The organism is Viridibacillus sp. FSL H8-0110, assembly GCF_038003565.1.
In the GTDB taxonomy this organism is placed as follows: Bacteria; Bacillota; Bacilli; order Bacillales_A; family Planococcaceae; genus Viridibacillus; species Viridibacillus arenosi.
This window is the reverse complement of record NZ_JBBOPJ010000001.1, coordinates 3136576-3150135: the sequence shown is the minus strand read 5'-3', so window position 1 is coordinate 3150135 and position 13560 is coordinate 3136576. Positions and strand designations below refer to the sequence as shown.

Genomic DNA, 13560 nt, shown 5'->3' with positions numbered 1-13560 from the left:
TGCTTGATTGAAAAAGTTAACATTCTTTCTTGTCTATGCTGTTATAGTTCTTTCGGTATTTAGTTATACTTCGGCCAAGGAAAAAACAAATTTAAAACAGTTATTACATGCTCAATATACAAATCAGATGTCAGATGCTTCTAGCCAATTAAATGAGCTACAAAAATCAGTGCAACAATCACTACTTTTTAGTGACCCTACTGCATTAAATGATTCTTTACAAGATGTTTGGCGTTTATCTTCGGATATTCGACAAACAATTGGAGGATTACCTCTAGATCGTGAATTTACAACACAATGGATGAATTATTTAGGGCGTTTAGGTAATCAAGCAAAACTAACAATGACTTCTGAAGAATCGAAAACAAATTGGAATAAAAGTGTTTCCAATGTAGCTTCAAATTTAAGTTCATTCTCAAGTGAGTGGGACGTTGCTACAGCACATTTATTACAAGAAGATAAGCACTATAATCAATGGCTCAATCAACTATCCAATAAGGATGTAAAAAATAATTTTTCGAACCTATCTGCAACAGTAAAATCTTACGCAGAAAGTGATTTTCCGTTAACATCAAGTGAAACGGATAATCAAAAGAAAAAAGATCTAATAGCATTAAAAGATAAAGTAATTTCAGAAAAAGAAGCTTTAGCACGTTTTAAAGAAATGTTCCCACAATATGAAAAAGCAACAATTCGTATTGAACAAAGTGAAAAAACAGCTCCATATCCTTTCTATCACATTACTTTCCATGAAGGAATTAGATTAGGTTATGCAGATATTACGAAAAAGGGCGGACACTTACTATCGTTTTTAGTGGAACGACCAGTTGATAAAAGTACTTTAAGCCAAGAAGAACTTATTAACAAGGCTAATAAACAGATGAAAGAACTAGGCTTCGATGATCTTGAAATTGAAGCATCTAGAGAAAATACAATGGCATGGCATTTAAATTATGTACGTATTAATCCATCTAATAAAGCAAAGGTATATGCTGATGGCGTACAAGTGAAGATTGCAAAAGACAACGGTGAAATCATTGGAATTAATGGTATGGAGTATATTCAAAAAGAAACATTAAAAGATCAACCAATGAAAAAGATTGATTGGAAAACGTTTTTTGATAAAAATGTTGAAATTGTAGAAGAAGCTTTATCTTATAGTGAAAATGATAAAATGGAAGAACGTTTATGCTACGAGTTGACAGTTGTTTATTACAATAAGAATGTTCCACATACATTCAGAGTATTGGTAGATACAGAAACGGGCGAAATCATCAAGAATGAAAAATTATAGACCAAGTGCTGGGCATATTGTATTGTCTCTAGCATATTTTAACAATCCATGTCATAATTGAACCATTACTAAAGTGGCATAAAGGGAGATTGACATGGAACTTAAAATAGGTACATTAATCACGTTAGAACCCATCAATTCAGAATCTATGGAACGTTTTAAATGTAAAGTTGTGGAACAAAAGGATGGTAATATTTATATTGACTATCCAGTAAGCACAACAACTAATAAGACTTCGTTTTTGTCTAGGGGCAGTCAATTCCATGCATCTTTTATTGATGAAGAGAAGATAGCCCACGCTTTCAAAACAGAAGTACTTGGAAGGGTAAAAGCTAATATTCCAATGATTATGCTGTCCTTTCCAACCGACGAGGAAATTTATAAAATACAACGTAGAGAATTCGTTCGTGTCTTAACACCTGTTGATGTCGCTATACGCTTCAAAGATGAATATTATCAATTTGTCACAGAAGACATTAGCGCTGGAGGTTTAGCAATCATTTTAAATCAAAAAGTATCATTTAAAGCAAATGATGAATTTGATATGACGATTGCTTTACCTTTTTCAAATAAGGATGTTAAGTATATACAAACGAGAGCATCAGTCATTCGAATTATTGAAAGAGACGATTGTGTCATTGCACCGTTACATTTTACTGACACAGATGAACTAGATCGTCAATACTTAGTGCGCTTCTGTTTTGAGCGTCAACTCTTAATTCGGAAAAAGGAAACAGCTTTTTAATTATCAAAGAGTCCTCTGATTTTTAGAGGACTTTTTATTTTAATAGGGAATATGTCAAATAGCAGACTTTAAGTAAAACTATTAAAAAGGAGACACTATCTTTGCTAATTTTAAATAGCAGCAATACAAGTAGCATAGCGTTATGATAGTGATTATTTTAAGTGCTGAAAGTTAGAACAAGAATTTGGTTTTTAAGCACTACATGATTCGTAGTTAAACGAGTCGCCTCAGCATTTCGGTTGTGATACAATATTACGGAAAGAAGGGGTTGAAACCGTGAAAAAGAATATTCAAATCGCAATTGACGGCCCTGCTGGAGCAGGTAAAAGTACAATTGCTAAAATTGCAGCAGAGGCTCTAGGTTATACATACATTGACACAGGTGCTATGTATCGAGCTCTTACATTAAAAGCATTGAAAGAAAATATAAATTTAGAAGATGCGGAAAGTGTAACAAATTTATTAGGAATGACTGACATTACATTAAAACCTTCAGAAAATGGACAGCTGGTATTTTTAGATGGTCAAGATGTTTCTCAAGAAATTCGTTCAAATGAAGTAACCAGTAATGTTTCTAAAGTAGCAGCACATGCAGCTATGCGTGAAATTATGGTTCAACGCCAACAAGAAATGGCGAAATTAGGCGGGGTTGTTATGGACGGTCGTGATATCGGAACAGCTGTTTTAACAGAGGCCGAATTAAAATTATACATGTCTGCAACCGTTGAGGAACGTGCACGTCGTCGTTTTGAAGATAATAAACAACGAGGTATTGTTTCTACTATTGAGCAATTACAAGAAGAGATTGCACTACGTGATAAATTAGATAGTGAAAGAGAAGCTTCACCACTTGTTCAAGCACAAGATGCCATTTTCTTAGATACAACTGAGCTGTCTATTCAACAAGCAGCAGATGCTATTTTAAAATTAGTGCGTGAAAGGATGGCATAAGATGGACTTTTACCAATTTGCTAAATCTGTTGTCTTTACCGCTTTAAAACCGATTTACCGCATGGAAGTGATTGGGCTTGAGAACTTCCCGAAAGAGGGAGGCATTTTACTATGTTCCAATCATATAGATGCACTTGATCCACCTGTTGTAGGAATTACTTCTCCTAGACCAGTGAATTTTATGGCAAAGGAAGAGCTTTTTAAATTACCTATTTTGAAAAGTATTTTGCCAAGTGTTCATGCATTTCCAGTTAAACGTGGATTAAGCGACCGCCAAGCGTTACGCACTGCTCTTGACTTATTGAAACAAGGTCAAGTGGTTGGTATTTTCCCAGAAGGTACAAGAAACAAAACAGGTACTCTTGGAAAAGGTTTTTCAGGTGCAGGATTTTTCGCATTAAAAGGCGAAGCAAATGTAATGCCATGTGCCATTATTGGACCGTACAAGCCATTCAGACGCTTAAAAGTGGTCTATGGTAAACCAATTGATATCGCACCTTATAGAGAACGTCGAGCAAAAGCAGAAGAAGTAACAGAGGTCATTATGGCGAGTATTCAAGAGATACTCGATGAACATTATAAGAAAATTTAAAAAACTTCCAATAAAAAAGAGATAATTTTTGTTTTTGTAAGAGAATTGGAATAAAATAGAGATGGAACGTTGTGAAGGAGGATTACATATGTCTGAAGAAATGAACTTGAATCAAGGTCAAGAATTCCGTGAGGGAGATATCGTCAAAGGTATCGTTGCTCAAGTTGAAGAAAAGGCAGTAACCGTATCAATTGAAGGTGCACCATTTGATGGTGTCGTACCAATCAGTGAGCTTTCAAGCTTGCATGTTGATAAAGCTTCCGACGCAGTCTCAGTCGGCGACGAATTTGAATTAATCATTACAAAAGTAGAAGAAGAGAACTATGTGCTTTCAAAACGTAGAGTAGATGCTATTCATGCGTGGAAAGTGTTAACAACCAAGTTTGAAAATGGTGAAGTAATCGAATCAGAAGTAAAAGATGTCGTGAAGGGCGGCCTAGTGGTAGATTTAGGTGTACGTGGCTTCGTACCAGCCTCTCTTGTAGAAGATCATTTTGTTGAATCATTTGAAGATTACAAAGGTAGAACTATGGCCTTTAAAATTGTTGAAATGGATCAACAGAAAAACCGATTAATCTTATCCCATCGAGCGATCGTAGAAAGTGAAAAAGCTTCTAAAAAAGAGCAATTATTAGGCGGTATCAATGAGGGTGACGTAATAGAAGGCACTGTTCAACGATTAGCTTCATTTGGTGCATTTATCGATCTTGGTGGAGTAGATGGTTTAGTCCATATTTCACAAGTGTCTCATGGACATGTGGAAAATGTGTCAGACGTACTTTCGGAAGGTCAAAAAGTAACTGTTAAAGTATTGTCAGTAGACAAAGACAACGAACGCATTTCCCTATCTATCAAAGACACTTTACCTGGACCATGGGAAGAAGTCGAAGTGAAAGCACAAAAAGGCGCTGTATTAACAGGTACTGTTAAACGACTAGTAAACTTCGGAGCTTTTGTTGAAGTATTCCCAGGTGTCGAAGGTTTAGTGCATATATCTCAAATTGCACATAAACATATTACAACACCACATGAAGTACTAAAAGAAGGTCAAGAAGTTGAAGTAAAAGTGCTCGATGTCAATAAAAATGAAAGCCGCTTATCATTGAGTATTAAAGCGTTGCTTGAAAATGCTGAAGAGGAAGATTATACTGACTACGAACTACCTGAAGAAACTTCAGGATTCTCTTTTGCGGATGTTATTGGTGACAAATTAAAAAATTTCTCTGAATAAAAAACGTTAAATGCAACAAATAACTATATGGAGCAGGCGGGTTCTTCTCACATCCGCCTGTTTTTTTCTTGTAATGCCCTGTGTATCATTGTAATATATACATATATGATGACTTGAATTGTTGGTGATGGGGAACTTATAAGGTACCATCGCCTTTTTTGTTGTATAATATGTACTATTAGAAGTTGGAAGGATGAATAAATTATGACGAAACCGGTCGTAGCGATCGTAGGCCGTCCGAATGTCGGGAAATCGACTATTTTTAACAGAATCGTAGGTGAGCGTGTATCTATCGTGGAAGATATTCCAGGAGTAACACGTGACCGTATATATAGTTCTGCGGATTGGTTAACACATGAATTTAATATTATTGACACTGGCGGAATTGATATTGGAGAAGAGCCTTTCTTAGATCAAATTCGTCACCAAGCAGAGATTGCCATGGATGAAGCAGATGTTATCATTCTTATGACAAATGGTCGTGAAGGCGTAACTTTAGCTGATGAACACGTTGCGAGAATTTTATATAAAACAAAAAAGCCAGTTGTTTTAGCTGTTAATAAAATTGATAATCCAGATATGCGTGAAATGATGTATGATTTCTACTCATTAGGATTTGGCGAACCTTTTCCAATCTCAGGTTCACATGGCCTTGGATTAGGGGACTTACTTGACGAAGTGGCAAAACACTTCCCAGAAGATGATGAAGAGCAATATGGTGACGATGTCATAAAATTCTCTTTAATCGGCCGTCCGAATGTTGGTAAATCATCTTTAGTAAATGCGTTTTTAGGTGATGAACGTGTCATCGTAAGTGATATTGCTGGTACAACACGTGATGCAATTGACTCACCATATGAATTTGATGGACAGGAATACGTAATAATTGATACTGCAGGTATGCGTAAAAAAGGAAAAGTGTACGAAACTACTGAAAAATACAGTGTACTTCGAGCACTAAGAGCTATTGAACGCTCAGACGTTGTTTTAGTCGTTTTAAACGGCGAAGAAGGTATCCAAGAACAAGATAAGAAAATTGCTGGTTACGCTCATGAAGCTGGTAAAGCAGTCATTATCGTAGTAAATAAATGGGATGCCGTTGAAAAAGATGAAAAAACGATGAATCATACAACAAAGGTGATTCGCGAGCAATTCCAATACCTGGATTATGCGCCAATCGTATTCGTATCAGCGAAAACGAAAAAACGTGTTCATTCATTATTGCCAGTTGTTAACCGAGCAAATGAAAATCACTCTATGCGTATTCAATCAAGTATATTAAATGAAGTTATCGCAGATGCTGTTGCAAGAAACCCTGCTCCTACTGATAAAGGTCGCAGATTACGTATTTACTACGTTACTCAAGTTGCAATTAAGCCACCAACATTTGTTGTCTTTGTAAATGAACCAGAACTTATGCACTTCTCTTATGAACGTTTCTTAGAAAATCGTATTCGTGAAACATTCGACTTCGAAGGCACGCCAATTCGTTTGATTACACGTGCCCGAGGATAATAGTTAAATCTAGGTGGGGGGATCCAAACATGGATAAAGTAACAGTTCTAGGTGCGGGCTCATGGGGCACGTCACTAGCAATAGTATTAGCTGAAAATGGTCATGATTGTTTACTTTGGTCACATCGAGAAGATCAGGCTAAAGAAATTAATGAGCAACACACAAATGCGAAGTATTTGCCAAGCGTACAACTACCAACTACATTAAGAGCGACACATATATTAGATGATGCGGTTACACATGCTGACGTTATTGTCATGGCTGTACCTACAAAGGGTATTCGCGAAACTTGTCAAAAAATGATGAAGACTTTAGATCGTAAAATTTTATTTGTCCATGTTTCAAAAGGAATCGAACCCGATTCATTATTACGCATTTCTGAGATTATGAGAGAAGAAATAGATGAAGCATTCATTGAAGACATCGTTGTTCTTTCTGGTCCAAGTCATGCTGAGGAAGTAGTTTTACATCATCCAACTACTGTTGCTGCAGCTTGTGAAAACTTGGCATCTGCCGAGCGTGTACAAGATCTGTTTATGAATCAGTATTTCCGCATATATACGAATACAGATGTTATTGGTGTTGAAATGGGTGGTGCGTTGAAAAACGTTATTGCTTTAGCTGCAGGTGTAACTGATGGTTTAGGATATGGTGATAATGCTAAGGCAGCGCTTATTACACGAGGTTTAGCAGAAATATCACGCTTAGGTGTGAAAATGGGTGCAGAGCCTTTAACATTCTCAGGGCTTGCTGGTATGGGCGATTTAATCGTTACATGTACAAGTGTTCACTCACGTAACTGGCGTGCAGGAAATATGCTTGGAAAAGGTATGACGTTACAGGAAGTACTGGACCAAATGGGCATGGTTGTGGAAGGTGTCCGTACAACAAAAGGGGCACATCAACTTGCTGAGAAATACGATGTAATAATGCCAATCACTTCAGCGTTGTATGAGGTGTTATTTGAAGAACAAAATGCTACTGAAGGTGTCGAAAAACTTATGCAACGTATGAAAACACACGAAATGGCAGGATTCTTTGAATAATTGTGACATTTGTCACAAAATTGTACGATAAACAAAACTGATATAAAAGTGTTTGAAATGCAGTAATATCAAGCTCTATTATTAATATGGACAAGAGGTGATGCTTCCTCACCTCTTGTTTTTTTGTGATATAATTTCATCTGTGAGAATGGAAACGGTTTCTAGAAATGAAAGGTGGTTGGTCTGTTGTCAAGCTTAGTCCTACTAAATGGTACTCCTTTTTCTCCAATGGATATGATGTGGATATCTTTCTATTCTATTGGTTTTATGTTAGTAGCGATGGGGTTAATTTACTTAAGTCGTCATAAAATCAAAAATGCAATAGTGAGTTCAATTATAGCGTTGATCTCATATTTATTTTTATTCATAGGTTTCTTGACGATGATGTTTGTCGTCTTCACATGGTAATCCTAAGAAAATGAGGTAAGTATATGAAAAAAACGAGAATGTTATTGTTGATGGCTGTAATAGCTACTCTTTTATCTGGGTGTATGTATCCGCAATCTGAACGTGCTGAGAATCAAGTTCCAGATGAAGCACAACTAATAGTTGTCCAAAAGGCGATAGATTCATTTAGAGATTCTTCAGGCGGATTACTACCAATCGAAAATCGTGATGAGAAAGTAGATCAATATATAAAGTACCCCATTAAATTCGAAAAATTACTAAATGGTCATTTAGACAAGATTCCTGGGAATGCCTATGAGAAGGGTGGAATTTATCAATATGTCATTTGGAATGCAGAGAGTAAAAAACCACTTGTTAAACTAGTAGATTTACGTGGTGCAGAAATAATTCGTGAATTGAACATAAAAAAAGGTGTGAATGGTTTCGTCCCAATCTCTGATAAAATTATTGGTGATATTTATCAAATGGATTATGTGAAGATGGGTTACAAAAAATCACCTTCAGTCCCAAGTCCTTATTCGAGTGTAAATCTGCCTTTAGTTGTAAAAGGTAGTGGAGAAATTTGTATTGATTATTCTATTGAATTACAACGTATATTAGATGAAGATAATCCAAAAGTAAAATCAGGCGATGACATCCGTTATTTGTTATCTGATAAATACTCTATTTTACCAGCCTATTCTTTACCGTACACAGTAAACGATAAGAATGAAGTCATTTTCTTAACCGATAAAAAATAACCTTCTAAAACGTTTGATGCTTTTAGCATGAAACGTTTTTTTCATGCATAGAATAGATTGCGTAGAATAGGAGGGATTCACATTTCAGAACAATTATATGAGCAAATTGTGGAGCGCACAAACGGTGATGTATATATTGGGGTAGTAGGGCCAGTACGAGTAGGGAAATCAACGTTTACAAAGCGTGTAATGGAAGTTATGGTATTGCCAAACATCACAGATGAAGCAGAACGATTAAGAGCACAGGACGAGCTGCCTCAAAGCTCTCCAGGCCCTGTTATAATGACTGCCGAACCTAAATTCGTCCCAGCTAAAGGAACACAAATTGCAGTAGGAGAAGGGCCCCTTACGATGCAAATTAGACTAGCTGATTGTGTGGGTTATATTATTGACGGTGTGAAAGGGTATGAGGATGAAAATGGTCCGAAATTAGTACACACGCCGTGGCATAATGAGCCAATTCCTTTCCAGGAAGCGGCTAGAATTGGAACAGATAAAGTCATCCGTGATCATTCAAATATTGGTATTGTTGTTACTACAGATGGCTCTGTTAATGGTATACCAAGGCAGGCAGCTGAAAAAGCAGAAATTGAAATAATTGAGCAACTTCAGTCAATTGGTAAGCCATTTGTTGTGGTAATAAATAGTAAAATGCCTGCGCATAAAGATACTGTGGCGCTGAAAAATGAGCTGTCTGATCGCTATCAGGTACCAGTAATTAGTACTTCTGCGGATCAAATGAGTGTGCAAGAAGTAAATGAAATTTTGAAAGAAGCACTTTACGAATTTCCAATTACATCGATCGAAGTGGAACGCCCTGACTGGATGGAGGTCATTGGAGATACGAATACAATTAACGTCTCTTTAAATGACGCCATCACTACATGGAGTGATTCTGTAACGAAAATTCGAGATGTCAAACATATTGCAACAAAACTAGGTGAAGAAGATTATATTTCCAATGCAGAAGTAACCGATGTCAATCCAGGTATGGGTAGTGCGAGAATTACTATTCAAGTAAAAAATGATATATATCAAGCTATTTGTGAACAATTTTTGGATGAACCAGTAGTTACTAAAAAGGAATGGCTGTTATTTATTAAAGAATCACAGGAAGCTAGACAGGCTCATAAACGCTTCCATGAAGCCATTGAAAAAGCGAAAAAAGATGGTTATGGAGTTACTCTGCCTAATATGCAAGAACTTGAACCAACACCACCAGAAATCATTAAACAAAATAATTTCTTTGGTGTACGCATGAAGGCAAATGCGCCGTCGTATCATATATTACGTATTGATATGGAAGCGGAATTTGCTCCATTAATAGGGTCTGAGTTTCATAGTCAGCAGCTATTAAAAGATTTGAAACACGGATATTATCATGATAGAGATGCACTTTGGAATACCCAATTATTTGGTACACCGCTTTATGAGGTCATGAAGGAAAGTATAGCTTATAAAACAAATGCTGTGCCAGCTCATGCAAAAACGAGAATGCGTCAAACGATTGAACGGATGGTAAACCAAGGTGATCGTGGTATGGTAACTTTCATTTTATAATTACCAAATTACCTATAAAATAAGAAAAAAAAGCCTTTTTGTGACTGTGCAAAAAGGTTTTTTTGCGTTTTATAAGGATTATATTTGCTTAAACTAGGCAAAAGGAGTATAAATATTGTTGCATAGGGTTTTCGGTTGTGATAATCTTTTTACATGATTGAGTCAATGCCCCTTGAGAGGAGGTGAATGGTGTGAATAAAACAGAATTAGTTAACTCTGTTGCTGAAGCTGCAGGTCTTTCTAAAAAAGACGCTTCTAAAGCAGTTGAAGCAGTATTTGATACAATTCAAGAAGCTCTTACAACGGGTGATAAAGTACAATTAATCGGTTTTGGTAACTTTGAAGTACGTGAACGTGCGGCTCGTAAAGGTCGTAACCCACAATCAGGTGAAGAAATCGAAATCGCTGCTAGCAAAGTGCCTGCTTTCAAACCAGGTAAAGCGCTTAAAGATGCTGTCAAATAATAGTATCTAGGGTACATAGAACAGCTTTCTTCGGAAAGCTGTTCTTTTTGTTTGCTATTAGCTAGATTTTTTTAAATGAATTAGACACTAGAAATGAACAAGAAATTTATTATTCTTGTTCATTTCTAGTGTGAGGAGCAGGGAATTGTAATAATTCATGCTGTAATTTAGCGATTAAGATACTATTTGTTTTAGAATTATTCACTTTTTTAGTTTCGTATGTTATATAGTTATATAGCTTTTAATTGTAAAACGGAAAAATAAATAAGTTCTAGAATTAGTGGTATTTAAGCGTACAGAGATATTCTCTACAAAACCTGCTATCTAGAATGGATGGATTAGGGATTACAACGAAAAGTGAATACATATGAAATTGCCTATTGAGTTAAGTAAATCAAAAAATTTAAAACTAATATGGTTTTGATAAAAAAGGTAATGGATAAATCACCAAAAATACCCGCTCTAATATTAGGCAAGGCATTTTGCATTTTGCTTTGATTGTGCTAACATCACAAGGTAACTAGTAATGTAGATATAATGGGGGATTAATGTTGACTACTACGGATTTAAATAAAATAGAACAAGCGATTAAAATGATTCTTGAAGCAGTTGGAGAAGATCCAAATCGTGAAGGGCTTTTAGATACACCAAAGCGTGTTGCAAAAATGTATCAAGAAATGTTCTCAGGATTGCATGAAGATCCAAAAAAATATTTTGAAACAGTTTTCCATGAAGGTCATGATGAGGTTGTCCTTGTGAAGGATATCCCGTTCTACTCAATGTGTGAACATCACTTAGTACCATTTTATGGTAAAGCGCATATTGCATACATACCAAAAGATGGCGTTGTAGCAGGTTTAAGTAAATTAGCAAGAACTGTTGAAACAGTATCGCATCGTCCGCAATTACAAGAACGAATTACTGCAACAATTGCTGATACCTTGATGGAAATGCTTAAGCCACAAGGTGTTTATGTAGTTGTTGAAGCAGAGCATATGTGCATGACAATGCGAGGAATTAAAAAGCCAGGAGCTAAGACTATCACATCTGTATCAAAAGGAATCTTTGAAGAAGACGACATAAAACGTTCAGAAATACTATCATTCATTCAAATGTCTTAAAATAGCCTTTTATTTGTGATATGATGAACAAAGGAAATAATGTAGCAAGGAGAATGTTGATATGTCTCAGAATGACTATATAGTAATCCGTGCAGAAGAAGATGGCGTTCACGTAATCGGTTTAACTCGCGGTACAGATACAAAGTTTCATCACTCCGAAAAATTAGATAGCGGAGAAATTATGATTGCACAATTTACAGAGCATACATCAGCTATGAAAATTCGCGGTAAAGCAGAAATTCATACAGCTTATGGCGTCGTAAACAGTGAAGCAAAAAAATAATCATAAACTTAATTTTTAAAAAAACTTAGTATTGCACGAAAATAATATAAATGTTCGTAAAGTATATGACAACAGGAAATGAACTGAAATGGAGAAAAGTTTATGAATGCAACTATCATTGATAACAAAATACAAGAACTACAAAACAATATTTTAATGCAATTGCATCATAGAACGCTCCTCAAATATACAGGTCAGCCAATCGTTGAAAATGAGACATTGTTTTATCTATTGTTGCCATTTTTGAATGGTGAAATATGGACTAATGAGCAAGATGAAGTATCTACAACAATTGGTATTATCTACACTGCACTTCATGCTCATGACCAAATCGATGAAGTAGACGCTACATCGAAGGATCAACAATTAACGGTTTTGGCAGGAGATTTTTATAGTGGCATATATTATCAACTATTGTCTAAAATACCTAATATCGCTTTGATTCGCTCATTATCGGATGGTATCGTTGACATTAGTGAAAAGAAGACAGCTATCTATGAACCAACTATTCGACCTATAACAGATTGGTTGCATGCATTAACTGTCATCGAATCGAAGTCTATTGAACAATTTATGAAGCATTATTATTTTGACCAATATATACCACTAATGCAGCAAGGCTTATTATTAAATAGACTATCTTATGAATTGCGTAACTTACAAGAAACACATATGAAGACTCGCATAGTGGCAGCCATTGAGAAAAGTGAGCAGTTTACTTCTACGAAGAGATCAGCAGAGCGAATTTTAGAAGAGTTAGTATCAGAGCTTTCATCTACATTTACTCGAAGTATTTCAACTTCTCCATTTCTTCAAGATGAAGTGAAAACGCTCATTGTAAATCGCATGCCAAGAATTGCATGTGAACATCAAACGACGAGAGAAGGTTGAAAACAGTGTCGCAATCTAAAGAAGAACGCGTACATGAAGTGTTTGAGAATATCTCTGATAGCTACGACAAAATGAACTCTGTCATTAGCTTTCAATTACACAAAAAATGGCGCAAAGATACGATGAATCGTATGCAAGTGAAACCAGGCTCAAAAGCTTTAGACGTTTGCTGTGGCACGGCAGACTGGACGATTACTATGGCAGAAGCTGTTGGCGAAACTGGACAAGCAACAGGTCTGGATTTTAGTCAAAACATGTTAAATGTGGGCATTGAGAAAACAAAATCTTATCCTCAAATCAATCTTTTGCAAGGGAATGCCATGGAATTACCTTTCCCAGATAATTCATTTGATTATGTAACAATTGGTTTTGGGCTTCGAAATGTACCGGATTATATGCAAGTGTTGAGTGAGATAAATCGAGTATTAAAGCCTGGTGGTATGGCAGTTTGTTTAGAAACATCACAATCAGAAATTCCTGGTTACCGTCAATTATTTAGATTATACTTCAAATACATTATGCCGATTTTTGGTAAGCTATTTGCTAAAAGTTATAAAGAATATTCATGGTTACAAGAATCTGCGGATGAATTCCCAGGTATGAAACAATTGAAGAAAATGTTCGAGCAAGTAGGATTCGAAAATGTGAAATATAAAGCATATAGTGGTGGAGCTGCTGCTATGCATATGGGCTTCAAAAAAGAAAACTAGGTGGGAGAA

The 13560-nt window shown here is 36.0% G+C and carries 15 protein-coding genes; all 15 read left to right on the top strand.

Annotated elements, in window-relative coordinates; all coding sequences use genetic code 11:
- The first annotated feature begins 7 nt into the window (after positions 1–7).
- The 15 genes from MHH98_RS15760 to MHH98_RS15690 all read left to right on the top strand — a co-directional run bounded on the left by MHH98_RS15760 (position 8) and on the right by MHH98_RS15690 (position 13551).
- Positions 8–1294: a PepSY1/2 domain-containing protein gene (locus MHH98_RS15760; RefSeq protein WP_038190762.1), complete on the top strand. Its 1287-nt coding sequence runs from the start codon at positions 8–10 to the stop codon at positions 1292–1294.
- Between the two features lie 94 nt (positions 1295–1388).
- On the top strand, positions 1389–2039 hold the full coding sequence (locus tag MHH98_RS15755) for a flagellar brake protein (protein ID WP_038190748.1): 651 nt from the start codon (positions 1389–1391) through the stop codon (positions 2037–2039).
- Positions 2040–2315: 276 nt separating this feature from the next.
- Positions 2316–2990: a (d)CMP kinase gene (gene cmk / locus MHH98_RS15750; protein WP_340711498.1), complete on the top strand. Its 675-nt coding sequence runs from the start codon at positions 2316–2318 to the stop codon at positions 2988–2990.
- A gap of 1 nt (position 2991) precedes the next feature.
- Complete coding sequence (locus MHH98_RS15745) at positions 2992–3582, top strand: lysophospholipid acyltransferase family protein (RefSeq protein WP_038190746.1); 591 nt, start codon at positions 2992–2994, stop codon at positions 3580–3582.
- Between the two features lie 88 nt (positions 3583–3670).
- On the top strand, positions 3671–4813 hold the full coding sequence (rpsA, locus tag MHH98_RS15740) for a 30S ribosomal protein S1 (protein ID WP_340713221.1): 1143 nt from the start codon (positions 3671–3673) through the stop codon (positions 4811–4813).
- 204 nt (positions 4814–5017) lie between these two features.
- A complete protein-coding gene (gene der / locus MHH98_RS15735; protein ID WP_038190744.1) occupies positions 5018–6328 on the top strand; it encodes a ribosome biogenesis GTPase Der in 1311 nt (436 codons plus the stop codon).
- Positions 6329–6357: 29 nt separating this feature from the next.
- Complete coding sequence (locus tag MHH98_RS15730; protein WP_340713220.1) at positions 6358–7374, top strand: NAD(P)H-dependent glycerol-3-phosphate dehydrogenase; 1017 nt, start codon at positions 6358–6360, stop codon at positions 7372–7374.
- A 186-nt stretch (positions 7375–7560) separates the two neighbouring features.
- Complete coding sequence (locus tag MHH98_RS15725) at positions 7561–7782, top strand: DUF2768 domain-containing protein (protein ID WP_227752011.1); 222 nt, start codon at positions 7561–7563, stop codon at positions 7780–7782.
- Between the two features lie 23 nt (positions 7783–7805).
- Entirely contained in the window at positions 7806–8522 is a 717-nt protein-coding gene (locus MHH98_RS15720; protein WP_038190740.1) for a hypothetical protein, read from the top strand.
- Positions 8523–8579: 57 nt separating this feature from the next.
- On the top strand, positions 8580–10082 hold the full coding sequence (gene spoIVA, locus MHH98_RS15715) for a stage IV sporulation protein A (protein WP_327192377.1): 1503 nt from the start codon (positions 8580–8582) through the stop codon (positions 10080–10082).
- 191 nt (positions 10083–10273) lie between these two features.
- Complete coding sequence (locus MHH98_RS15710; protein ID WP_038190738.1) at positions 10274–10546, top strand: HU family DNA-binding protein; 273 nt, start codon at positions 10274–10276, stop codon at positions 10544–10546.
- A gap of 551 nt (positions 10547–11097) precedes the next feature.
- Positions 11098–11667 (top strand): GTP cyclohydrolase I FolE, encoded by a 570-nt coding sequence (folE, locus tag MHH98_RS15705; RefSeq protein WP_081730155.1) that lies wholly within the window; start codon positions 11098–11100, stop codon positions 11665–11667.
- Positions 11668–11728: 61 nt separating this feature from the next.
- Complete coding sequence (gene mtrB, locus MHH98_RS15700; RefSeq protein WP_038190686.1) at positions 11729–11950, top strand: trp RNA-binding attenuation protein MtrB; 222 nt, start codon at positions 11729–11731, stop codon at positions 11948–11950.
- Positions 11951–12052: 102 nt separating this feature from the next.
- Positions 12053–12841, top strand: a complete 789-nt coding sequence (locus MHH98_RS15695; RefSeq protein ID WP_340711496.1) for a heptaprenyl diphosphate synthase component 1 — start codon at positions 12053–12055, stop codon at positions 12839–12841.
- A gap of 5 nt (positions 12842–12846) precedes the next feature.
- Entirely contained in the window at positions 12847–13551 is a 705-nt protein-coding gene (locus tag MHH98_RS15690; protein WP_038190684.1) for a demethylmenaquinone methyltransferase, read from the top strand.
- Positions 13552–13560: the final 9 nt, after the last annotated feature.

What these genes read in the sequence shown, in the direction of transcription:
- MHH98_RS15755 (WP_038190748.1), top strand. Translation starts at nt 1,389, where the DNA reads ATGGAACTTAAAATAGGTACATTAATCACGTTAGAACCCATCAATTCA.
- MHH98_RS15745 (WP_038190746.1), top strand. Translation starts at nt 2,992, where the DNA reads ATGGACTTTTACCAATTTGCTAAATCTGTTGTCTTTACCGCTTTAAAA.
- rpsA (WP_340713221.1), top strand. Translation starts at nt 3,671, where the DNA reads ATGTCTGAAGAAATGAACTTGAATCAAGGTCAAGAATTCCGTGAGGGA.
- der (WP_038190744.1), top strand. Translation starts at nt 5,018, where the DNA reads ATGACGAAACCGGTCGTAGCGATCGTAGGCCGTCCGAATGTCGGGAAA.
- MHH98_RS15730 (WP_340713220.1), top strand. Translation starts at nt 6,358, where the DNA reads ATGGATAAAGTAACAGTTCTAGGTGCGGGCTCATGGGGCACGTCACTA.
- MHH98_RS15720 (WP_038190740.1), top strand. Translation starts at nt 7,806, where the DNA reads ATGAAAAAAACGAGAATGTTATTGTTGATGGCTGTAATAGCTACTCTT.
- mtrB (WP_038190686.1), top strand. Translation starts at nt 11,729, where the DNA reads ATGTCTCAGAATGACTATATAGTAATCCGTGCAGAAGAAGATGGCGTT.
- MHH98_RS15695 (WP_340711496.1), top strand. Translation starts at nt 12,053, where the DNA reads ATGAATGCAACTATCATTGATAACAAAATACAAGAACTACAAAACAAT.